Annotated in this window: 18 protein-coding genes; 9 read left to right on the forward strand and 9 right to left on the reverse strand. The window is 68.0% G+C overall.

Going from position 1 to position 20,555, the window contains the following annotated elements; all coding sequences use genetic code 11:
• Positions 1-106: 106 nt before the first annotated feature.
• Positions 107-1,078, reverse strand: a complete 972-nt coding sequence (locus tag PHLH3_RS29770) for a phosphate ABC transporter substrate-binding protein PstS (RefSeq protein ID WP_111263322.1) — start codon at positions 1,076-1,078, stop codon at positions 107-109.
• Positions 1,079-1,233: 155 nt separating this feature from the next.
• Here PHLH3_RS29770 and PHLH3_RS29775 point away from each other — a divergent pair, with 155 nt between their 5' ends.
• Positions 1,234-2,541 (forward strand): sorbosone dehydrogenase family protein, encoded by a 1,308-nt coding sequence (locus tag PHLH3_RS29775; RefSeq protein WP_213627305.1) that lies wholly within the window; start codon positions 1,234-1,236, stop codon positions 2,539-2,541.
• A gap of 181 nt (positions 2,542-2,722) precedes the next feature.
• Here PHLH3_RS29775 and PHLH3_RS29780 read toward each other — a convergent pair whose 3' ends face one another.
• Together PHLH3_RS29780 and PHLH3_RS29785 are read right to left on the reverse strand one after the other, a co-directional pair.
• On the reverse strand, positions 2,723-3,694 hold the full coding sequence (locus PHLH3_RS29780) for an IS110 family transposase (RefSeq protein ID WP_213627307.1): 972 nt from the start codon (positions 3,692-3,694) through the stop codon (positions 2,723-2,725).
• Between the two features lie 365 nt (positions 3,695-4,059).
• A complete protein-coding gene (locus tag PHLH3_RS29785; RefSeq protein ID WP_213627309.1) occupies positions 4,060-5,346 on the reverse strand; it encodes an MFS transporter in 1,287 nt (428 codons plus the stop codon).
• A 289-nt stretch (positions 5,347-5,635) separates the two neighbouring features.
• Here PHLH3_RS29785 and PHLH3_RS29790 point away from each other — a divergent pair, with 289 nt between their 5' ends.
• Together PHLH3_RS29790 and PHLH3_RS29795 are read left to right on the forward strand one after the other, a co-directional pair.
• On the forward strand, positions 5,636-6,043 hold the full coding sequence (locus PHLH3_RS29790) for an acyl-CoA thioesterase (RefSeq protein WP_213627311.1): 408 nt from the start codon (positions 5,636-5,638) through the stop codon (positions 6,041-6,043).
• Positions 6,044-6,181: 138 nt separating this feature from the next.
• Positions 6,182-7,099: a D-hexose-6-phosphate mutarotase gene (locus PHLH3_RS29795; RefSeq protein WP_213627313.1), complete on the forward strand. Its 918-nt coding sequence runs from the start codon at positions 6,182-6,184 to the stop codon at positions 7,097-7,099.
• A 137-nt stretch (positions 7,100-7,236) separates the two neighbouring features.
• Here the strand turns inward: PHLH3_RS29795 and PHLH3_RS29800 are convergent, their stop codons facing one another.
• The 4 genes from PHLH3_RS29800 to purE all read right to left on the reverse strand — a co-directional run bounded on the left by PHLH3_RS29800 (position 7,237) and on the right by purE (position 9,889).
• A complete protein-coding gene (locus tag PHLH3_RS29800) occupies positions 7,237-7,782 on the reverse strand; it encodes a DUF3299 domain-containing protein (protein ID WP_213627314.1) in 546 nt (181 codons plus the stop codon).
• Between the two features lie 208 nt (positions 7,783-7,990).
• A complete protein-coding gene (locus PHLH3_RS29805) occupies positions 7,991-8,236 on the reverse strand; it encodes a GlsB/YeaQ/YmgE family stress response membrane protein (protein ID WP_173178190.1) in 246 nt (81 codons plus the stop codon).
• A gap of 75 nt (positions 8,237-8,311) precedes the next feature.
• The gene (locus PHLH3_RS29810; RefSeq protein WP_213627316.1) at positions 8,312-9,394 is read right to left on the reverse strand and encodes a 5-(carboxyamino)imidazole ribonucleotide synthase; all 1,083 of its coding nucleotides are present in this window, start codon (positions 9,392-9,394) and stop codon (positions 8,312-8,314) included.
• A 3-nt stretch (positions 9,395-9,397) separates the two neighbouring features.
• Positions 9,398-9,889 carry a 5-(carboxyamino)imidazole ribonucleotide mutase gene (purE, locus tag PHLH3_RS29815; RefSeq protein WP_111263329.1) on the reverse strand — a complete coding sequence of 164 codons (492 nt, stop codon included), beginning with the start codon at positions 9,887-9,889 and terminating at the stop codon, positions 9,398-9,400.
• Between the two features lie 233 nt (positions 9,890-10,122).
• Here purE and adhP point away from each other — a divergent pair, with 233 nt between their 5' ends.
• Positions 10,123-11,145 carry an alcohol dehydrogenase AdhP gene (gene adhP / locus PHLH3_RS29820; protein ID WP_213627318.1) on the forward strand — a complete coding sequence of 341 codons (1,023 nt, stop codon included), beginning with the start codon at positions 10,123-10,125 and terminating at the stop codon, positions 11,143-11,145.
• 18 nt (positions 11,146-11,163) lie between these two features.
• On the opposite strand, the gene PHLH3_RS29825 is transcribed toward adhP, so the two are convergent.
• A complete protein-coding gene (locus PHLH3_RS29825) occupies positions 11,164-12,084 on the reverse strand; it encodes a LysR substrate-binding domain-containing protein (protein ID WP_173178187.1) in 921 nt (306 codons plus the stop codon).
• Positions 12,085-12,259: 175 nt separating this feature from the next.
• Here PHLH3_RS29825 and PHLH3_RS29830 point away from each other — a divergent pair, with 175 nt between their 5' ends.
• Positions 12,260-13,684: an aspartate ammonia-lyase gene (locus PHLH3_RS29830; RefSeq protein ID WP_213627320.1), complete on the forward strand. Its 1,425-nt coding sequence runs from the start codon at positions 12,260-12,262 to the stop codon at positions 13,682-13,684.
• A gap of 248 nt (positions 13,685-13,932) precedes the next feature.
• On the opposite strand, the gene PHLH3_RS29835 is transcribed toward PHLH3_RS29830, so the two are convergent.
• Positions 13,933-15,399, reverse strand: a complete 1,467-nt coding sequence (locus PHLH3_RS29835; protein WP_213627322.1) for a PLP-dependent aminotransferase family protein — start codon at positions 15,397-15,399, stop codon at positions 13,933-13,935.
• Positions 15,400-15,488: 89 nt separating this feature from the next.
• Between PHLH3_RS29835 and PHLH3_RS29840 the strand changes: the two genes are divergently transcribed.
• The 4 genes from PHLH3_RS29840 (at position 15,489) to PHLH3_RS29855 (ending at position 20,420) form a co-directional block, all read left to right on the forward strand.
• Entirely contained in the window at positions 15,489-16,121 is a 633-nt protein-coding gene (locus PHLH3_RS29840) for an FMN-binding negative transcriptional regulator (protein ID WP_213627324.1), read from the forward strand.
• A gap of 22 nt (positions 16,122-16,143) precedes the next feature.
• Positions 16,144-16,587: a GNAT family N-acetyltransferase gene (locus tag PHLH3_RS29845; RefSeq protein ID WP_213627326.1), complete on the forward strand. Its 444-nt coding sequence runs from the start codon at positions 16,144-16,146 to the stop codon at positions 16,585-16,587.
• A gap of 13 nt (positions 16,588-16,600) precedes the next feature.
• Positions 16,601-17,284 carry a GNAT family protein gene (locus PHLH3_RS29850; RefSeq protein WP_213627328.1) on the forward strand — a complete coding sequence of 228 codons (684 nt, stop codon included), beginning with the start codon at positions 16,601-16,603 and terminating at the stop codon, positions 17,282-17,284.
• Positions 17,285-17,516: 232 nt separating this feature from the next.
• A complete protein-coding gene (locus PHLH3_RS29855) occupies positions 17,517-20,420 on the forward strand; it encodes an autotransporter outer membrane beta-barrel domain-containing protein (RefSeq protein ID WP_213627330.1) in 2,904 nt (967 codons plus the stop codon).
• The last annotated feature ends 135 nt before the right edge of the window (positions 20,421-20,555 follow it).

A 20,555-nucleotide genomic window follows, 5' to 3' on the forward strand; every position in this document is an offset into this window, starting at 1 on the left:
CCTGGGCATGCTGCCGGGGGCGGGCCTCCATGGCGGGGGTCTCCCGCCATCGTCGCGTCCTTGCGGGGCGGCCTGCGAAGCGGCCGCCCCCTTCATCTGTCCTGGATTACAGGCCCAGATCCTTCAGTGCTTTTTCAGCGACCTTGGCCGGCAGCGGGATGTAGCCATCCTTCACCACGACCTGCTGGCCTTGTTGCGACAGGACCAGCTTCACGAACTCGGCTTCCAGCGGGGCCAGAGGCTTGTTCGGGGCCTTGTTGACGTAGACGTAGAGGAAGCGGGACAGCGGGTAGCTGCCGTTCAGGGCGTTCTGCTCGTTGTCTTCGACGAACTCGCCGCCTTCCTTCTTGGCCAGGGCGACGGTCTTCACGCTGGACGTCTTGTAGCCGATGCCCGAGTAGCCGATGCCGTTGAGGGACTGGCTGATGGACTGCACGACGGAAGCCGAACCCGGCTGCTCGTTGACGTTGGCCTTGAAGTCGCCTTTGCACAGGGCTTCTTCCTTGAAGTAGCCGTAGGTGCCGGATACCGAGTTGCGGCCGAACAGCTGGATCGGCTTCTCGGCCAGGTCGCCGGTCACGCCCAGCTCGCCCCAGGTCTTGATGTTGCTCTTGCCACCGCACAGGCGGTTGGCGGAGAAGATGGCGTCGACCTGCTGCATGGTCAGGCCTTTGATGGGGTTGTCCTTGTGCACGAAGATCGCCAGGGCGTCGACGGCGACCGGGACGGCGGTCGGCTTGTAGCCGTACTTCTGTTCGAAGGCCTGCAGCTCGACGTCCTTCATCTTGCGGCTCATCGGGCCCAGGTTGGCGGTGCCTTCGGTCAGAGCCGGCGGCGCGGTGGAGGAACCGGCGGCCTGGATCTGGATGTTCACGTTCGGGTATTCGCGCTTGTAGGCTTCGGCCCACAGGGTCATCAGGTTGGCCAGGGTGTCCGAACCGACGCTGGAGAGGTTGCCGGATACGCCAGTGGTCTTGGTGTAGGACGGGATGGACGGGTCGACAGCGGCAACCGCGCTGGCGGTCGCAACGCCGGCGGCGACGAAAGTCAGGGCCGCCATCAAACGCTTCAGTTTCATGCCTTGCTCCTAGCAAAGGATCGGGTTGGATGAATCGGGGGCCAGTATCTGCAGGCCGTATGAACACTCTATGAACCGAATATGACAATTGGATGAATGGCCATCATGACGGTCCAAACCTGCTTGAATGAGCCCGCACCCTCAGGAGAACGACCATGCACCCCCTACGACTGATGCCCCTGGCGGTCCTCCTCGCCGCCTGCACGGCCTGCGGCGACAAGGCCACCCTCGAGGTGAGCGACGGCACCGGCGCCAACCCCAGGCTGCCGCCGCCGAACAAGACCCTGCTGCCCACGGTGAACGTGGCCCCGGCCAGGGGCTGGGCCGAAGGCGGCCTGCCGACCGCCACCACCGGTACGCAGGTGAAGGCCTTCGCCGAAGGCCTGGACCACCCGCGCTGGCTCTACCTGCTGCCCAATGGCGACGTGCTGGTGGCCGAGAGCAACGCCCCGGCCTCCGATGGCGGCTTCAGCCTCAAGGGCTGGATCGCCGGCAAGGTCATGGAGAAGGCCGGCGCCCGCACCCCCAGCGCCGACCGCATCACCCTGCTGCGCGACACCGACGGCGACGGCGTGGCCGACCTGAAGACGCCCTTCCTGGAAAACCTCCACTCGCCCTTCGGCATGGCCCTGGTGGGCGGGGACTTCTACATCGCCAACGCCGACGCCCTGGTGCGCGTGCCCTACCAGGAAGGCCAGACGCGCATCGACGCCACGCCGCAGAAGGTCACCGACCTGCCGGCGGGCATCAACCGCCACTGGACCAAGAACGTCATCGCCAGCCGCGACGGCACCAAGCTCTACGTCACCGTCGGCTCCAACAGCAATGTCGGCGAGAACGGCCTGGAGATGGAGCAAGGCCGCGCGGCGATCTGGGAAGTGGACCGCGCCAGCGGCACCAAGCGCCTGTTCGCCAGCGGCCTGCGCAACCCCAACGGCCTGGCCTGGGAGCCGGAGACCGGCGCACTGTGGACGGCGGTGAACGAGCGCGACGAGATCGGCAGCGACCTGGTGCCCGACTACATCACCTCGGTGAAGGACGGTGGCTTCTACGGCTGGCCCTGGAGCTACTACGGCCAGCACGTCGACGAGCGCGTCGAGCCGGCCAACCCGGATATGGTCGCCAGGGCCCTGGTGCCCGACTACGCCCTGGGCCCGCACACCGCCTCCCTCGGCATCGCCTTCGGCCGCGGCAGCGCGCTGGCGGACTTCCAGAACGGCCTGTTCGTCGGCCAGCACGGCTCGTGGAACCGCGAACCGCACAGCGGCTACAAGGTGATCTTCGTGCCCTTCAAGGACGGCAAGCCCAATGGCCAGCCGGTGGACGTGCTCACCGGCTTCCTCGATGCCGACGGCAACGCCCGGGGCCGCCCGGTGGACGTCATGCTCGACGCTCGCGGCGCCCTGCTGGTGACCGACGACGTGGGCAACAAAGTCTGGCGGGTGACCTCCACCGCCCAGTGATGGCCAGGCCAGCCCCGCCGAGCTTCACCCCTGTAGGAGCGAGCTCTGCTCGCGAAGTGCTCCCTGCAGGGGCATGGCGCCCATCGCCGCAGCGCATAGAGCCGGTCCGTAGGATGCGGTGAGCTCAGCGAACCGCATCGATGCCCCGTACGTGGCGGCCATGTAGATACCGTCTTGATTCCTAGTGAGCAAGGGCCAGTTTTGCGTCAAATGGCCGGCCCGATTTCAAGACGCCATAGGCGATGTTCAGCAGCTTGCGCATCGCTGCGCAGACGATCTGCTTGCCGGTCTTGCCCTTCGCCCTCAACCGTTCGCTCAGGGCCCTGATCGCCTCGTTGTACGTCAGGGCGCTGATCGCGGGCATGAACAGGCCGGCCCGCAGGCGCGATGAGCCCGTCTTGGAGATGCGCGTCTGTCCCCGGTGGTTCCCGGACTCCTGCAGCCGCGGATTGAGCCCGGCAAAGGCAGTGACGGCGCGGCTGTTGGCAAAGCGCAGTGGGTCGCCCAGCTCCGCCAGGAGCAGGGCGGCGGTCTTGTCGGCGATCCCGTCGATGCTGGTCAGCAGGTCGCGCTTGCCGCGCAGATCCGGGTCGTTGTCGATGTGGTCGTCGATCGCCTTGAGGGTCTCTTCGATCTCCTGCCCGACATGTTCCAGCACCGACTGGATCGAGGCCTGGACGCTGGCATCGGCCACTTCCAGGCGGTTGCGCTCCATCTGCTCGATTTCGCGCAGGTCCTCCAGGCGCCGTACCAGGGCTTTCAAGCGCCGCACGGCACGGGGCTCGGGTTGCCAGGGGCGCAGACTGTCCTGATGGCGCTCGCCGTATTCGGCGATCAGCTTGGCGTCGACCTTGTCGGTCTTCACCCGCTGCAACTGGCTACGGGCGTAGTGGGCGATTTGTGCCGGGTTGAGGACACAGACCCGATAGCCGTGCTCCAACAGCCATTCGGCCAGGGCTTCATGGTAGATGCCGGTGGCCTCCATCACGACCCAGGCACCGGGTTCGCTGTGTTTGTTCAGCCAGTCGCGCAAGACGGCGAAACCCGCTTTGTCGTTGGCCAGCTTGGCCTTGGTGCGGTACTTGCCGTTGGGCTGCAGGGTGGCGAGGTCAAAGGTGTGTTTGGCGATGTCGAGGCCGATGACGCTGGGCATGAGTACTCCTTCCGATCCGTTCAGACGCGATCATCACTGCACCCGACCCAACCTTGTAGATGCGAGCTCGAGGCTCTGGATACCGTTCGGATTTTTCGAGTGAGTGTGGAGGGGCGGAGCACTATCTACGTTGCAGGCTCGCGGCCTAAGGGTGGACACGACTTCCAGCCCCTCCCCCGATGATCAGTCGGGGACTATTACCCCTGTGGAGGTATTAGTCGAGATACAAGGGTGGGCCGGGCGGCGTTCCGCTTCAGCCCACCAGCGGGGGTCAGCGTGGGCTGAAGCCCACCCTAGGGGAATGCCCCAGCACGAAGTGCTCCTGCAGGGGCATGGCGCCCATCACCGCAGCGCCATGCCCTTGATCAGCGCTTCTTGCCGATCAGGTACAGACCAATGACCATCGCCAGCCCGCACAGCGCCGCCACGTAATAGGCCGGGCCCAGCGGGTCCCACTTCATCAGCAGCGAGACGATCATCGGCGTCAGCCCACCGAAGATGGCGTAGGCCAGGTTGTAGGAGAAGGACAGGCCGGAGAAGCGCACCACCGGAGGGAAGGCCTTGACCATCACATAGGGCACCGCGCCGATGGTGCCGACGAACAGGCCGGTCAGCGCATAGAGCGGGAACAGCCAGTCCGGGTGCGCCTTGAGGCTGGTGTAGAAGGTCCAGGAACTGGCCGCCAGCAACAGCCCGCCCACCAGGAAGGTACGGCCCGCGCCGAAGCGGTCGGCGATGGCACCGGAGGCGACGCAGCCGACCGTCAGGCAGACGATCGCCAGGCTGTTGGCCTTGAGCGCGGTGGCGGCCGCGAAGCCGTACACGGTCTGCAGCACGGTGGGGGTCATGAGGATGACCACGACTATGCCCGCCGACAGCACCCAGGTCAGCAGCATGCTGATGGCGATGGCGCCACGGTGCTCGCGCAGCACAGCCTTGAGCGGCACCTCCTCGGCCAGCGCCTTGCGCTGCTGCAACTCGGCGAACACCGGCGTCTCGTGCAGCCAGCGGCGCAGGTAGACGGAGAACAGGCCGAACACGCCACCCACCAGGAAGGGCACGCGCCAGGCCCAGGCCTGCACCTCTTCCGGGGTGTAGAGGGTGTTGATCAGGGTCGCCATCAGCGAGCCCAGCAGGATGCCGAAGGTCAGCCCCGACGTCAGGGTGCCGCACGCGTAGCCGATGTGCCGGGTCGGTACGTGCTCGGCGACGAACACCCAGGCACCGGGCACCTCGCCACCGATGGCGGCGCCCTGGATCACCCGCAGCAACAGCAGGGCCAGCGGCGCCCAGATGCCGATCTGCGCGTAGGTCGGCAGCAGGCCCATGATCAGCGTCGGCACCGCCATCAGGAAGATGCTCAGGGTGAACATGCGCTTGCGCCCCAGCAGGTCGCCGAAATGCGCCATGACGATGCCGCCCAGGGGCCGCGCCAGGTAACCGGCCGCGAAGATGCCGAAGGTCTGCAACTGGCGCAGCCACTCGGGCATCTCGGCGGGGAAGAACAGCTTGCCGACCACCGCCGCGAAGAATACGAAGATGATGAAATCGTAGAACTCGAGGGCACCGCCCAGGGCGGACAGGGAGAGGGTCTTGTAGTCGCTGCGGGTCAACGGCCGCGCGGGGGCCTCGGAGGCGGTAACGGTGGACATGGAAGGTCTCTTGTCAGTGCAGGCAGGGCATGCCCCGCCGCTGCGTTGGCGGCGGGCCGGTCCGCAAAATAGCAAAAAGCCGCCGGGCGCACACAATCTCTGACGTATGGGTGGTCAAAAGCGAAACCCGGCGGTCGTCGCCCGACGCGGCGAGCTATATACTGCGCGCTGTTGCGCGCGGGCGACATGCAGTGGGTCGGCGGGCGCAGGGGGAACTTTGCAGGGCACCTTGTCCTTCCCCGTCCATAGAAGCCATCCAGAGCAGCACAGGGGCAGAGGCACCCCAGGCATGATCGAGATCGAAGAAGAAGAAAACCTGACTCCCCAGGGCGACCTGGCCTTGCAGATCACCGCGCTACCGCGCGAAACCAACGGTTTCGGCGACATCTACGGCGGCTGGCTGGTCTCGCAGATGGACCTCGCCGGCACGGCCATGGCCAGCAAGGTCGCCGGCGGCCGCATCGCCACCGTCGCCATCGACCGCATGGCGTTCCTCGTCCCGGTGGCCGTGGGCGCCCAGCTCTCCTTCTATACCCAGGCACTGGAGATCGGCCGCAGTTCGATCCAGATGCTGGTCGAGGTATGGAGCGACGACCCGCTCTCCAGTGAATGGCGCAAGGTCACCGAAGCGGTGTTCGTCTTCGTCGCCATCGACGGCAGCGGTCGCACCCGCCCCGTTCCGCCGCGCCGCGGCTGAGCAGCACGAGGGGCGCCGCAGCCGCGAACGCCCCTTCTTCCTGATTTTGCTCACGCATTCGCCGGTTTCGGGGGAACCCCGCCGGCCCGCCCCTGCCCAATGGAGACGGCAAGCAGCCACAGGCCCAGGAGCCCCCGGATGAACAGCGAAAGCAAGGTTCCGCAGATCGAGCGGATCGAGATGGACGAACTGGCGTGCTGGCGCCTGCGCACCGCCGACGCGGAACTGCTGGTGGCCCAGCAGGGCGCCCAGGTGCTGGGCTACCAGCGCAACGGCGAAGAGCCGCTGATCTGGCTCAGCGAGCAGGCGGCGTTCAAGCGCGGCCAGTCGGTGCGCGGTGGCGTGCCGGTGTGCTGGCCCTGGTTCGGCGACCTGCGGCGCAACCCCCTGGACGTGCAGGCCCACTACCCGGCGGACAGCGAGGCCCCGGCCCACGGCGGCGTGCGCAGCCTCGACTGGGAACTCGAAAGCGTCGAGGCCCTGGAGGGCGCGGCACGCCTGGTGCTGTCCTGGGACAGCCGCCGCTCGCCCCTGCCCGGCTGGAACGGCGACGCCGAGCTGCGCCTGGAGATCCGCCTCGACCAGCGCCTGCACCTTAAACTGGAAACCCGCAACCGCGGCACCGCGCCCCTGGCCCTGACCCAGGCGCTGCACAGCTACTTCGCCATCGGCGATATCCACCAGGCCCATGTGGAAGGCCTGGACGGCTGCGACTACATCGAGACCCTGGAAGGCTGGGAGCGCCGCGTCCAGCAAGGCGATGTCGGCTTCGCCGGCGAGACCGACCGCATCTACCTGGGCACCCCGTCCCGCCTGGCCATCCGCGACCAGGCCTGGCAGCGCCGGGTGCTGATCGAAGCCAGCGACTCCGCCTCGGCAGTGGTGTGGAACCCCTGGATCGACAAGGCCGCCCGCCTCTCCCAGTTCGCCGACGACGCCTGGCAGCGCATGCTCTGCATCGAAACCGCCCGCGTGCTGGACGACGCCCTGCTGTTGCAACCCGGCGCCAGTCACAGCATGGCCGTCAGCCTTTGGAGCGAAGCGCTTGGCGACTAAAGTCGCCCCTACACAGGCTCGGACATGACCGTTGTGTAGGGTGGAGGTCGCTTTTTACCTCCACCAGGCAGAGCCAAACGCGGCAAATTGTGATGGCTCGACCCGGTATTGGCGGGGCGCGCCACCCGAACGCCGCCTCACTGGATATCCTCGTCCTGCACCACCCTCACCTCGCCCGCATCCAGCGCGTAGGCGGCGTCGGCCAGGTCGTTGCTGACCTGCTCCACCTTGAGGGTGCCGGTGACCCAGAGCGGCGTGTAGATATCGTCGAGGGCGACGCCCTTGGGGTAGCGCACCAGCACGATCTGGTTCGGCGGCGGCGGCGGAACGTGGATGCAGGCGCCCGGGTAGGGCACCAGGAAGAACAGCGTGCCACGCCCCTTGGCGTCGGTCTCCAGCGGCACCGGATAGCCACCGATACGGATCTTCCGGCCGTCGAGCCTGGCCACGGTCTTCGCCGAATACATCACCGCCGGCAGGTCCTTGTCCTGCTGCTTGAGGCCACCCTTGTTGCCGAAGGTGCCATCCGCCTCCGGGGTGTCGTGGCTGATCTCGGGCATCTCCTCCAGGGCCTTGCGGTCCTCGGGGGGCATCAGCTCGAGCCAGTCGGTTTCCGGCAGCTCGAGCCGGGCGTGGGCCAGGGTGCTGCACAGCAGCAGGGAGAAAAGCAGGGCGCGGCGCATCGGGCAGGACTCACGTAAAGAAACAGGCGCCAAGACTAGCAGGCTGTTGAAAAACTGACTGCGTTGCCGCTGCGGCGTTGAAACGCCCTCAAAATGCTCATTTACCCAAGTAAACTGCGCTTTCTCGGCCGTTTTCGCCTTGCATCGGCTGCCTCGTCTACGTTTTTCAACGGCCTTCTAGCGGCGCCCGTTCCCGGTTCCCAGCCCCTCAGCTCTTCTTGATGGCGCCGTAGATCACCAGAAGGATGACGGCACCGACCACGGCACCGATGAAGCCGGCACCCTCGCCGGCCTGGTAGATGCCCAGGGCCTGGCCGCCGTAGGTCGCGGCGACGGAGCCGCCGATGCCCAGGAGGATGGTCCAGATCCAGCCCATGCTGTCGTCGCCGGGTTTGAGGAAGCGCGCGACCAGACCGACGATCAGGCCGATGAAGATGGTTCCGATGAGCCCCATGGCATTTACTCCTGAATGAAAAAAGGGCGTGTCCGTGGACACGCCCTTTTTCAGACTGGAAGCAGCCACCGGGGTTCAGCCGGCGATCAGCGCCTCGACCTCGGCGATGCGCGCCTTCAGGGTCGCCAGGTCCGCGCTGCGCAGGGTGGCGTGGCCGACCTTGCGCCCGGCCTTGAAGGCCTTGCCGTAGTGGTGAAGGTGGCAGTCGCCGACGGCGATCACCTTCTCCACCGGCGGTACTTCGCCGATGAAGTTGAGCATGGCGCTCTCGCCCACCTTGGCAGTGGAACCCAGCGGCAGACCGGCCACGGCGCGCAGGTGGTTCTCGAACTGGCTGCACTCGGCGCCTTCGATGGTCCAGTGGCCGGAGTTGTGCACGCGCGGGGCGATCTCGTTGGCCTTCAGGCCGCCGTCCACTTCGAAGAATTCGAAGGCCAGCACGCCGACGTAGTCCAGCTCGCGCAGCACGCGGCCGACGTAGTCCTCGGCAAGGCCCTGCAGCGGGTGGTCGGTACTGGCGATGGACAGCCGCAGGATGCCGTTGTCATGGGTGTTGTGCACCAACGGGTAGAAGCGCGTCTCGCCGTCGCGGGCACGCACCGCCACCAGGGACACTTCGCCGGTGAAGGGCACGAAGCCTTCGAGGATGCAGGGCACGCTGCCCAGCTCGGCGAAGGCACCGGCCACGTCCGCCGGGGTGCGCAGGACCTTCTGGCCCTTGCCGTCGTAGCCCAGGGTGCGGGTCTTCATCACCGCCGGCAGGCCGATGGCGGCCACGGCGGCGTCCAGGTCCGCCTGGGACTGGATGTCGGCGAACTCGGGGGTGGGGATGCCCAGGTCCTTGAACATCGACTTCTCGAACCAGCGGTCACGGGCGATGCGCAGGGCATTGGCCGAGGGATAGACCGGCACGAACTGGGAGAGGAAGGCCACGGTCTCGGCCGGCACGCTCTCGAACTCGAAGGTCACCAGGTCCACTTCGTCGGCCAGCTGGCGCAGGTGGTCCTGGTCGCCGTAGTCGGCGCGGATGTGCTCGCCGAGCGCCTGGGCGCAGGCGTCGGGGGCCGGGTCGAGGAAGGCGAAGTCCATGCCCAGCGGGGTGCCCGCCAGGGCCATCATGCGGCCGAGCTGGCCGCCACCGATCACGCCGATCTTCATCTGTCAGGCCTCACGCGGGTCCGGGTTGTCGAGCACCGAGCGGGTCTGCTCGTCGCGGAAGGCCTTCAGCGCCGCGTGGTACTGCGGGTGCTGGTGGCCGAGGATGCTGGCGGCCAGCAGGGCGGCATTCACCGCGCCGGCCTTGCCGATGGCCAGGGTGGCGACCGGGATGCCCGCCGGCATCTGCACGATGGAGAGCAGCGAGTCGACGCCCGAGAGCATGGACGACTGCACCGGCACGCCGAGCACCGGCAGGTGCGTCTTGGCCGCACACATGCCCGGCAGGTGGGCGGCACCGCCGGCACCGGCGATGATCACCTGGATGCCACGGGCCTCGGCCTCATCGGCGTACTGGAACAGCAGGTCCGGGGTGCGGTGGGCGGAGACCACCTTCACTTCATAGGGGATGCCCAGCTTGTCCAGCATCTCGGCGGTGTGGCTGAGGGTGCTCCAATCGGACTTGGAGCCCATGATCACGCCTACCAGTGCGCTCATCGTCGTGCCTCATCAAGGGTCGAAAAACCAACAAGCCACGCATATGGCGTGGCTTGTCTGCGATGTGGGCCGGCGTGCGCTGCCGGCCGAAGGCCGCGCAGTATAACGCAAAGCCCGCCCTTGCCTACCGTCCGTCCAGCGGCTCGCCAAGGCGCCCGGAAATTGCCCTGGAGCAAGGGACCTCCCGGCTTGCGGGTGCACACTCCAGGCTCCTTTTCCAGGAGGTGCATGCCATGAACCAGACCATGAAAGCCGCCGTCGTCCACGCCTTCGGCGAACCGTTGCGGATCGAAGAGGTGAAGGTCCCGCTCCCCGGCCCCGGCCAGATCCTCGTGAAGATAGAGGCCTCGGGCGTCTGCCACACCGACCTGCACGCCGCCGAGGGCGACTGGCCGGTCAAGCCCGCCCTGCCCTTCATCCCCGGCCACGAAGGCGTCGGCTACGTGGCGGCGGTGGGTGCCGGGGTCACCCGAGTCAAGGAAGGCGACCGCGTCGGCGTGCCCTGGCTTTACACCGCCTGCGGCTGCTGCGAACACTGCCTGACCGGCTGGGAAACCCTCTGCGAAGGCCAGCAGAACACCGGCTACTCGGTGAACGGCGGCTATGCCGAATACGTGCTGGCCGACCCCAACTACGTCGGGCTGCTGCCCAAGAACGTCGGCTTCGCCGAGATCGCGCCGATCCTCTGCGCGGGCGTCACCGTCTACAAGGGCCTCAAGGTCACCGGCGCGCGACCCGGCCAGTGGGTGGCCATCTCCGGCATCGGCGGCCTCGGCCACGTGGCCGTGCAGTACGCCCGCGCCATGGGCCTGCACGTGGCGGCCATCGACGTCGACGACGCCAAGCTGGAGCTGGCGCGCAAGCTCGGCGCCAGCCTCACGGTCAATGCCCGCAACGAGAACCCCGCCGAGGTGATCCAGCGCGACATCGGCGGCGCCCACGGCGTGCTGGTCACCGCGGTGTCCAACAGCGCCTTCGGCCAGGCCATCGGCATGGCCCGTCGTGGCGGCACCGTGGCCCTGGTCGGCCTGCCGCCGGGCGACTTCCCCACGCCGATCTTCGATGTGGTGCTCAAGGCCATCAGCATCACCGGCTCCATCGTCGGCACCCGTGCCGACCTGCAGGAGGCGCTCGACTTCGCCGGCGAAGGCCTGGTGCATTCGACCTTCAGCACCGACCGCCTGGACAACATCAACGCCATCCTCGACCGCATGCGCGCCGGCCAGATAGAAGGCCGCGTCGTCCTGCAGATGTGACCGCCCCGCGGCCCCGGCTCAGGCCGGGGTCGCCCCCTCGCTGCCCGCCCCGCCTTCCAGCTTGCGCCACAGCAGGCGGATCGACGCCTTGCGCACCAGGGCGCAGCGGTACAGGCGGATCTCCAGCGGGATATGCCACTGGCTGCCCCCGCACACCACCAGCTCCCCGCGCGCCAGCTCGGCCTGCGCGCTCAGGCGCGGTACCCAGGCCACGCCCATGCCCTGCAACGCCATGCTCTTGAGGCTGTCGGCCATGGCCGTCTCGTAGACGGTGGTGGAACGTAGCGCGCGCTGGCGCAGCAGCAGGTTGACCGAGCGCCCGAGGAAGGCCCCGGCGGTATAGGCCAGCAACGGCACGCTCTGCCCGCTCTCCAGGCTGTAGAGCGGCTCGCCATGCGCATCCACGGCGCTCACCGGCAGCATCTCGGTGCTACCCAGGTGCATCGAGGGGAAGATCTCCGGGTCCATCTGCAGGGAGGCGTCGGGGTCGTAGAAGGCCAGGATCAGGTCGCAGCTGCCCTCGCGCAGGGAATGCACGGCATCGCCGACGTTAGTGGCGATCAGTCGGCTGGCGATGTTCAGGCCCTCGCCACGCAGCCGCGCGATCCACTGCGGGAAGAAGCCCAGCGCCAGGGAGTGGGCGGCGGCGAACTGCAGCACCTCGCCCTGCTGGCCTTCCAGGTGGTGCAGGTGGCGCACCACCTCGCCCATCTGCTCGACCATGCTGCGCGCCGTCACCAGGAACAGCTGGCCCGACTCGGTGAGTTCGATGGGCGTGCGCGAGCGGTTCACCAGGGTCAGCCCCAGGGCCGACTCCAGGCTGCGGATGCGCCGGCTGAAGGCCGGCTGGGTGACGAAGCGCTTCTCCGCCGCCTGGGAAAAGCTGCGGGTGGCGGCCAGGGCGACGAAGTCCTCCAGCCATTTGGTTTCCAGGTTCATCTCGGCCCCCTTGCCCGATTTTGGTGCACACGCTTCTCGAACGAAGCGGGTCACGGCCACATTATGCCGTTTATGCATGACCCAGCGGATAACAGCATTGGTCGACGAAAGGCTGGAAGCTTAGTCTATTGGGCATCGCGGCACTGGCCGTGTCCTTCCCGAGATGTATTACATCATGTCCTCCGCTGCATCCTTCCGCGTCGAAAAAGACCTGCTCGGCACCCTCGAAGTCCCCGCCGATGCCTACTACGGCATCCAGACCCTGCGCGCCGTGCAGAACTTCCGCCTCTCCGGTGTGCCCCTGTCGCACTACCCGAAACTGGTGATCGCCCTGGCGATGGTCAAGCAGGCCGCCGCCGATGCCAACAGGCAGCTCGGCCACCTCGATGCCGAGAAGCACGCCGCCATCAGCGAGGCCTGCGCCCGCCTGATCCGTGGCGACTTCCACGACCAGTTCGTGGTGGACATGATCCAGGGCGGTGCCGGCACCTCCACCAACATGAACGCCAACGAGGTCATCGCCAACATCGGCCTCGAGGCGATGGGCAAGCAGAAGGGCGAGTACAAGTACCTGCACCCGAACAACGACGTGAACATGGCGCAGTCCACCAACGACGCCTACCCGACCGCCATCCGCCTGGGCCTGCTGCTCGGCCACGACGCGCTGCTGGCCAGCCTCGACAGCCTGATCCAGGCCATCGCCGCCAAGGGCGTCGAGTTCTCGCACATCCTCAAGATGGGCCGTACCCAGCTGCAGGACGCCGTGCCCATGACCCTGGGCCAGGAATTCCACGCCTTCGCCACCACCCTGGGTGAAGACCTCGGCCGCCTGCGCAGCCTGGCGCCGGAACTGCTCACCGAGGTCAACCTGGGCGGCACCGCCATCGGCACCGGCATCAACGCCGACCCGGGCTACCAGCACCTGGCCGTCGAGCGCCTCGCCGCCATCAGCGGACAGCCGCTGAAACCCGCCGCCGACCTGATCGAGGCCACCTCGGACATGGGCGCCTTCGTGCTCTTCTCCGGCATGCTCAAGCGCACCGCGGTCAAGCTGTCGAAGATCTGCAACGACCTGCGCCTGCTCTCCAGCGGCCCGCGCACCGGCATCAACGAGATCAACCTGCCGGCACGCCAGCCGGGCAGCTCGATCATGCCCGGCAAGGTCAACCCGGTGATCCCGGAAGCGGTCAACCAGGTCGCCTTCGAAGTGATCGGCAACGACCTCGCCCTGACCCTGGCGGCCGAAGGCGGCCAGCTGCAGCTGAACGTGATGGAGCCGCTGATCGCCTACAAGATCTTCGACTCGATCCGCCTGCTGCAACGCGCCATGGACATGCTGCGCGAGCACTGCATCGTTGGCATCACCGCCAACGAAGCCCACTGCCGCGCGCTGATGGAGAACTCCATCGGCCTGATCACCGCGCTGAACCCCTACATCGGCTACGAGAACTCCACCCGCATCGCCAAGGAAGCGCTGGTCAGCGGCCGCGGCGTGCTGGAACTGGTGCGCGAGGAGAAGCTGCTGGACGAGTCCATGCTCGCCGACATCCTCCGCCCGGAAAACATGATCGCCCCGCGCCTGGTGCCCCTGAAGGCCTGACGCGACACCCGACTCACCAGGAGGGGCCCAGCCCCTTCATCCTTCAAGGATGGCGCCCGCCATCCTTTTTTTGCCTGTGGAAAAACGGTTATCCACAAGCCATTCGGCGGCACCGCTCCTCTCCGGACTTAGGGTGGATAATGCTCTTTTATCCACCGAGCGGAGCCGATCCCAACACCGCTCCTACAAGTGCCACCACCCTCTGCCGGGAGAACCGTGCGGGTGGCCCTGGGCGAATGCATTCGCCCCTACAGCTTCCACGCCCCGCGCAACGCCTGCAGCGCCTTGGCGATCTCCGCCTCGGGCACGGCGGCGAAGCCCAGCACCAGCCCCGCACGGTTATCCACAGGCGGCTCGTCCCCCGGCAGCCAGTAGCTGCTGAGCCCGGTGAGCTCGACACCGGCCGTGTCGGCCGCCGCGATCAGTTCGCGCTCGCGAGCGAGACCCGCAACCCGCACACACAGGTGCAGCCCGGCCTCCACCGCCGGCATCGGCGCGCAACCGGGGATATCCACAGGCCAGCCCGCCAGCAGCGCATCGCGGCGGCTGCGGGCGGCAGCGCGCATGCGGCGGATGTGCCGCTGGAAGTGCCCGGCGGCGATGAACTCGGCCATCACCGCCTGGGTGCCGATCTCCGAGTGGCGCATGTCCAGGGCACGGCGCCGGGCGAAGGGTTCCACCAGCGCCGGCGGCAGCACCAGGTAGCCCAGGCGCAGCGCCGGGAAGGCGATCTTGCAGAAGGTGCCGACGTACAGCACCCGCCCCTGCCGGTCCAGCGCCGCCAGGGGGGCCAGGGGCGTGCCGCTGTAGCGGTACTCGCCGTCGTAGTCGTCCTCGACTATCCAGCCGTCATGGCGCTCGGCCCAGTCGAGCAGCTCCAGGCGCCGCGCCAGGGACAGGGTCACCCCGATGGGGTACTGGTGGGACGGCGTGACGTAGACCAGGCGGCAAACCCCGGCCCGCTCCAGGGCAGCGGTATCCAGCCCTTCTGCGCCCACCGGGATGCCGGCGAGCTGCGCGCCGGCCACGGCGAAGGCATGCCCGGCGGCGCGGTAGCCGGGGTTCTCGATGGCCACCCGGTCCCCCGGCTCGACCAGCAGCTGCGCGCAGAGGCTGATGGCCTGCTGGGCGCCGCAGGTGATGATCACCTGCGCCGGGTCGCAATGCAGGCCGCGGCTATTGCGCAGGTAGGCGGCGATCAGCTCGCGCAGCTGCCCGTCGCCCGCCGGGTCGCCATAGCCCAGGCGCGCGGGCGAGGGCTTGCGCCAGAACCGCGCGGATAGCCGCGCCCAGGTCTGGAAGGGGAACAGGTCGAAGGCCGGCACGCCGACGCGGAAGGCCCGGGGCGGCCCGCTCAGCGGGGGCTTCAGGTGGTGGGCATCCAGGCGCGACAGCGCCTCGCCGGCGGCCGCCCGCACCGGCACGGGGGGCGCAGCGCGCGGGGCTGTGGATAACTCGGCCACGTAGGTGCCATCGCCGATGCGCCCCTCGATGTAGCCCTCGGCATAGAGCTGGTCGAAGGCACGGGTCACGGTGTTGCGCGAAATGCCCAGCAATGCTGCCAGGTCGCGGCTGGCCGGCAGCCGCGTGCCGCCCTGCAGGCGTCCATCGAGGATGCGCTCGCGCAACCTTTCATAGAGCTGGCGGGCCAGGCCCTGGCGCGCATCCAGGCGGATGCCGGATAGATCGACGGGAAGCGGTACGGCGATCGGCATGGATTGGCCCTGTGAAAGTCGCGGGAAATGGCTCTTACAACGGACCAATATCCTGCCTAGCATGCGTCCATCACGCCAGGAGAATCGCCATGTACCTGCCCGCCGCCTTCCGCCAGGAAGACCTCGCCGAGCTGCACCTGCAGATCCACCAGAGCCGCCTGGCGACCCTGGTCTGCCAGGGCGCCGGAGGCCTGGTGGCCAGCCACCTGCCGCTGCTGCTGGAGCCCGGCGAAGGCGAGTACGGCACGCTCTACGGCCACCTGGCCCGGGCCAACCCGCACTGGCGCGCACTCGCCGATGGCGTCGAGGCGCTGGCGGTGTTCAACGGCCCGGACGCCTACGTCACCCCCAGCTGGTACGCGGCCAAGGCCGAGCACGGCAAGGTGGTGCCGACCTGGAACTACATCGCCGTGCACGCCCATGGCCAGGCCGAGGTGTTCGACGACGCCGAGCGCCTGCTGCACCTGGTCGGCCGCCTCAGTGACCGGCACGAGGCCGGGCGACCGCAGCCCTGGGCGCTGGGCGACGCACCGCGCGAGTACATCGACGCCATGCTGCGCGCCATCGTCGGCTTCGCCCTGCCGATCCGTCGTATCGAAGGCAAGTGGAAGCTCGGCCAGAACCGCAGCCAGGCCGACCAGGACGGCGTGCGCGAAGGCCTGGGCGCCAGCACCGACGAGCGTGATCGCGAGCTGGCCCGGCGCATGGCCCCCTCCCTCTGACCCACCACGACAAGGAAGCAGCATGTCCCTCGAAATCCGCCCGGTTGGCGTCGCCGACCACGCCGCCTGGCTGCCGCTGTGGCAGGGCTACCAGCGTTTCTACAAGACCGAGATCGCCGCCGAGACCACCGCCATCACCTGGCAGCGCTTCCTCGACGGCGCCGAACCCATGCACGCCGCCCTCGCCTGGCAGGGCGAGCGCGCCGTGGGGCTGGTGCACTTCATCTACCACCGCTCCTGCTGGACGGTGGGCGACTACTGCTACCTGCAGGACCTCTACGTGGAGGATGGCCTGCGCGGCGAAGGCATCGGCCGCGCGCTGATCGAACACGTCTATGCAAAGGCACGGGCGGCCGGCGCCTCGCGGGTGCACTGGCTGACCCACGAGACCAACACCGACGCCATGCAGCTGTACGACCGCATCGCCGACCGTTCCGGCTTCCTCCAATACCGCAAGCTGCTCTGACCAGGGGCCTTCCATGAACGACGAAATCCAACTCGACTGGCACCCCGTACCCACCCCGGCCCGCGCGCCCCTCGACGGCCGCTTCGTGCGCCTGGAGCCGGTGGACGCCAACCGCCACGGCGACGACCTGTGGGTGGCGCTGCAAAGCCCGGACGGCGACCCCCGGCTCTGGGACTACCTCGGCTACGGCCCCTTCGCCAACCGCGCGCCCTTCGACGCCTGGCTGGCGGGTTGCCAGGCCAGTGCCGACCCGCTGTTCTTCACCGTCATCGATCGCGCCAGCGGCCGCGCGGCAGGCCTGCTCAGCTACCTGCGCATCGCCCCCAACGACGGCTGCATCGAGATCGGCCACATCGCCTTCGGCGCCCCCATGCAGCGCTCGCCCACCTCCACCGAGGCGGTCTGGCTGCTGGCACGCCTGGCCATGAGCGAGCTCGGCTACCGCCGCCTCGAATGGAAGTGCAACGCCCTCAACGCCCGCTCCATGCGCGCCGCCGAGCGCCTGGGCTTCACCTACGAGGGGTTGTTCCGCCAGCACATGGTGATCAAGGGCCGCAACCGCGACACCGCCTGGTTCTCCATCATCGACAAGGAATGGCCGGCGATACGCGATGCCTTCGAGGCCTGGCTGGCTGTGGATAACTTCGATGGCGACGGCCGGCAGAAGCGCCGCCTGGAAGACTTCAGGAAATCCTGAGGGCGGCCCGCGCCTCGTAGGATGGGTAGAGGTACGAAACCCATCATTGCGGAGTGCCCCATAACCGCATGGGTTTCGCTTCGTCGCCCGGCCCATTCGAACCAGCCCCCACGGAAACGGGAGTCCATCAAGAAAACCTCCCTTATTCCGGTAACCCTTCTGTTACGAAACCGTAAGACTTCTTCCTTATAAACAGCGGCCAACCAACAAGATCACGACAAAGGTTGCCGCCATGAACCGCACGCTGACCCCGCTCGCCCGCTGCGTCGCCCTCGCCCTCACCGGCTTCTCCTCCTTCGCTGGTGCCGCCACCGTCACTGTGGACAACGCCACCACAAGCGGCCAGGTGCTCACCGGCGAGACCACCCTGCAGGTGGGCAGCGCCGGCAGCATCACCACCAGCGGCAAGAGCGTGGAGTTGAAGAACGCCACCAGCGGCGCCGGGGTGATCGTCGACAACCGCGGCCTGATCAAGTCCACCGGCGATCGCGGCCTCGACAGTTCGGGCAGCAACCCCTCGCGCACCTACCAGATCATCAACCGCGAAGGCGCCACCATCGACGCCTCCAAGCAGGCCATACGCATCAGCGGCGACCTGGCCGGCACCCACGTGACCATCGACAACGCCGGCACCCTCGTCTCCCAGACCGACCGCGCGATCATGCTCAAGGACCTCAAGACCAATGTGCAGATCGACATCACCAACCGCGCCACCGGCCTGATCCGTGGTGTGAAGGAAGACGCCATGCGCGTCGGCAACAACGCCACCATCACCAACTACGGCACCATCAGCAGCGGCGACATGACCAGTGCCGACGCCAAGTTCGACGGCATCGACTTCGACGCCTCCACCGGCGGCAAGGTGGAGAACCACGGCACCCTCTCCGGTGGCCGCCACGGCATCACCACCGACGCCGGCGCCGAGCTGGTCAACTACACAGGCGGCGTGATCATCGGCCGCAACGGCTCGGGCTTCGGCTCCGACGGCAACGGCCGGGTCACCAACTACGGGCGCATCACCGGTGCCTACAACGGCCTGGTGCCCGATGGCGACGGCGATGGCGTGGACATCGACGGCCAGGGCTGGATCGACAACCACGGCATCATCGAAGGCACCGGCGCCGGCGGCTCCAAGGACGGCTCGGCCAACACCAGCGAAGGCATCGCCATGGGCGGAGGGACGATCCTCAACCACGCCGGTGCCACCATCAGCGGGGCGGCCAACGCCATCCTCATCGACGACAGCGCCACCGGCGGCGCGCCCTATGCCACCCACCTGGAGAACTTCGGGCAGATCCTCGGCCTGGGCGGCGATGCGGTGCGCATCATCGGCGAACAGGCCGACAGCGTGATCAACGGCGGGCTGATCAGCAGCACCGGCGGCGTGGCCCTGGACCTGGGCGGCGGCGCCGACAGCCTGACCCTGCGCAGCGGCAGCCAGTTCGTCGGCCGGGTGGACGGCGGCACCGGCCGCGACGTGCTGACCCTGGACGATGTCGGCGGCGGCAGCTTCGGCAACAGCGCCCACTTCGAGTGGTTGCAGGTCAGCGCCGGCCGCTGGACCCTGGATACGCAAGACTTCAGCGAAGGCGGCGAAGTGCTGGCCGGCGCCGAGCTGGTCAACCTCGGCCGCATCGGCGGCACCCTGGGTATCGCCTCGGGCGCCACCTACGGCGGCGGCGGCCATGTGGATAACCTCGACCTGGCCGCCGGTTCCACCCTGGCCTTCGCCGTCGCCGCCGATGGCAGCCACAGCCCGCTGCTGGCCGACGGGCACGTCGCCCTCCACGGCGCCCGCCTGGAGGTGCGCGCCAGCGCCGGCACCTACCCGAACACCCGCCACTACCAGGTGATCCAGGCCGCCGACGGCGTCAGTGGCCGCTTCGCCAGCGTCACCTGCAACTTCGCCTTCCTCACCCCGACCCTGCGCTACGAAGCCGACAGCGTGGAGCTGGACCTGACCCGCAACGACGTCGCCTTCGCCGATATCGCCGACAACGGCAACGGCGCCAGGGTCGCGGGCAGCATCAGCGCCCAGGGCAGCCCGCAGCTGTATAACGCCCTGGTCACCAGCAGCACCGGCGAAGCCCGTGACGCCCTGAACCAGCTGGCCGCGACGAGCAACGCCAGCCTGGCCGGCAGCACCCTGGGCAGCACCAGCCAGGTCAGCGGCGCCATGCTCGGTGCCCTGCAATCCTTCAGCGGCGGCCTCGGCGGCAACCTGCAGAGTTCGCTGAACGTCGAAGACGGCCCACTGCTGGCCGCCACCGGCGTGTCGGCAGATGCCCGCAACCTCAACGACCCGTCCGCGCGCGGGCGTCTTTGGGTCCAGGCCCTGGGCAGCCACGGCAACCTCGATGGCACCCAGGGCGGCCACGACCTGGACAGCGACACCCGGGGCGCCGTAGTCGGTGTCGACTGGGCCGTGGGCGGCGATTGGCGCCTGGGCGTGCTCGGCGGCTACTCGCGCACCGACCTGGAAGCCGGCAGCGGCTTCGAGGGCGATGTCGACAGCTTGCACCTGGGCGTCTACGGCCTGCGCCAGGACGGCCCGGTGGCCCTGCGCCTGGGTGCCGCCTACAGCCGCCACGATGGCGACAGCAAGCGCGAGGTGGCCTTCGGCGGCTTCACCGACCACCTGCGCGGCCGCTACGACGCCGAAAGCTTCCAGGCCTTCACCGAGGTGGGTTACGCCATGGGCAGCGGCAACGTGCAGGCCGAGCCCTTCGCCGGCATCGGCTACCAGTACTACGCCCGCGACGGCTACGACGAGAAAGGCGGCGCCGCTGCCCTGCACGTGGACGACCAGGACCAGGGCAACCTCACCAGCACCTTCGGCGTGCGCATCGCCCGCCTCGATACCCTGGACAACGGCATGGCCTTCACCCCGCGCCTCTCGGTGGCCTGGCGCCACGTCTACGGCACCGTCGACAGCAGCACCCGCCAGTCCTTCCTCAGCGGCGGCAGCGCCTTCAGCGTCGAAGGCAGCGCCCTGGACCGCAACAGCCTGCTGCTCGACGCCGGCTTCGACATCGGCCTGAGCAGCACCCAGAGCATCGGCCTCGGCTACAGCGGCGAGCTGGGCGGCAACGCGCAGAACCACGCCATCGTCGCCCAGTGGCAGATGGGGCTCTGAAAGCAAAGGGGCTGCTACGCCGCCCTTTCGCGGCTGAAGCCGCTCCCACAGGTGGCATCGAGCGTCGCCCGGACCGAGGTGCATCCCGGTGCGTGGGGTGGATAACGCTTTTCCATCCACCGAGCGGAGCCAGGC

The organism is Pseudomonas sp. Pc102, from assembly GCF_018408275.1.
GTDB lineage: Bacteria > Pseudomonadota > Gammaproteobacteria > Pseudomonadales > Pseudomonadaceae > Metapseudomonas > Metapseudomonas tohonis.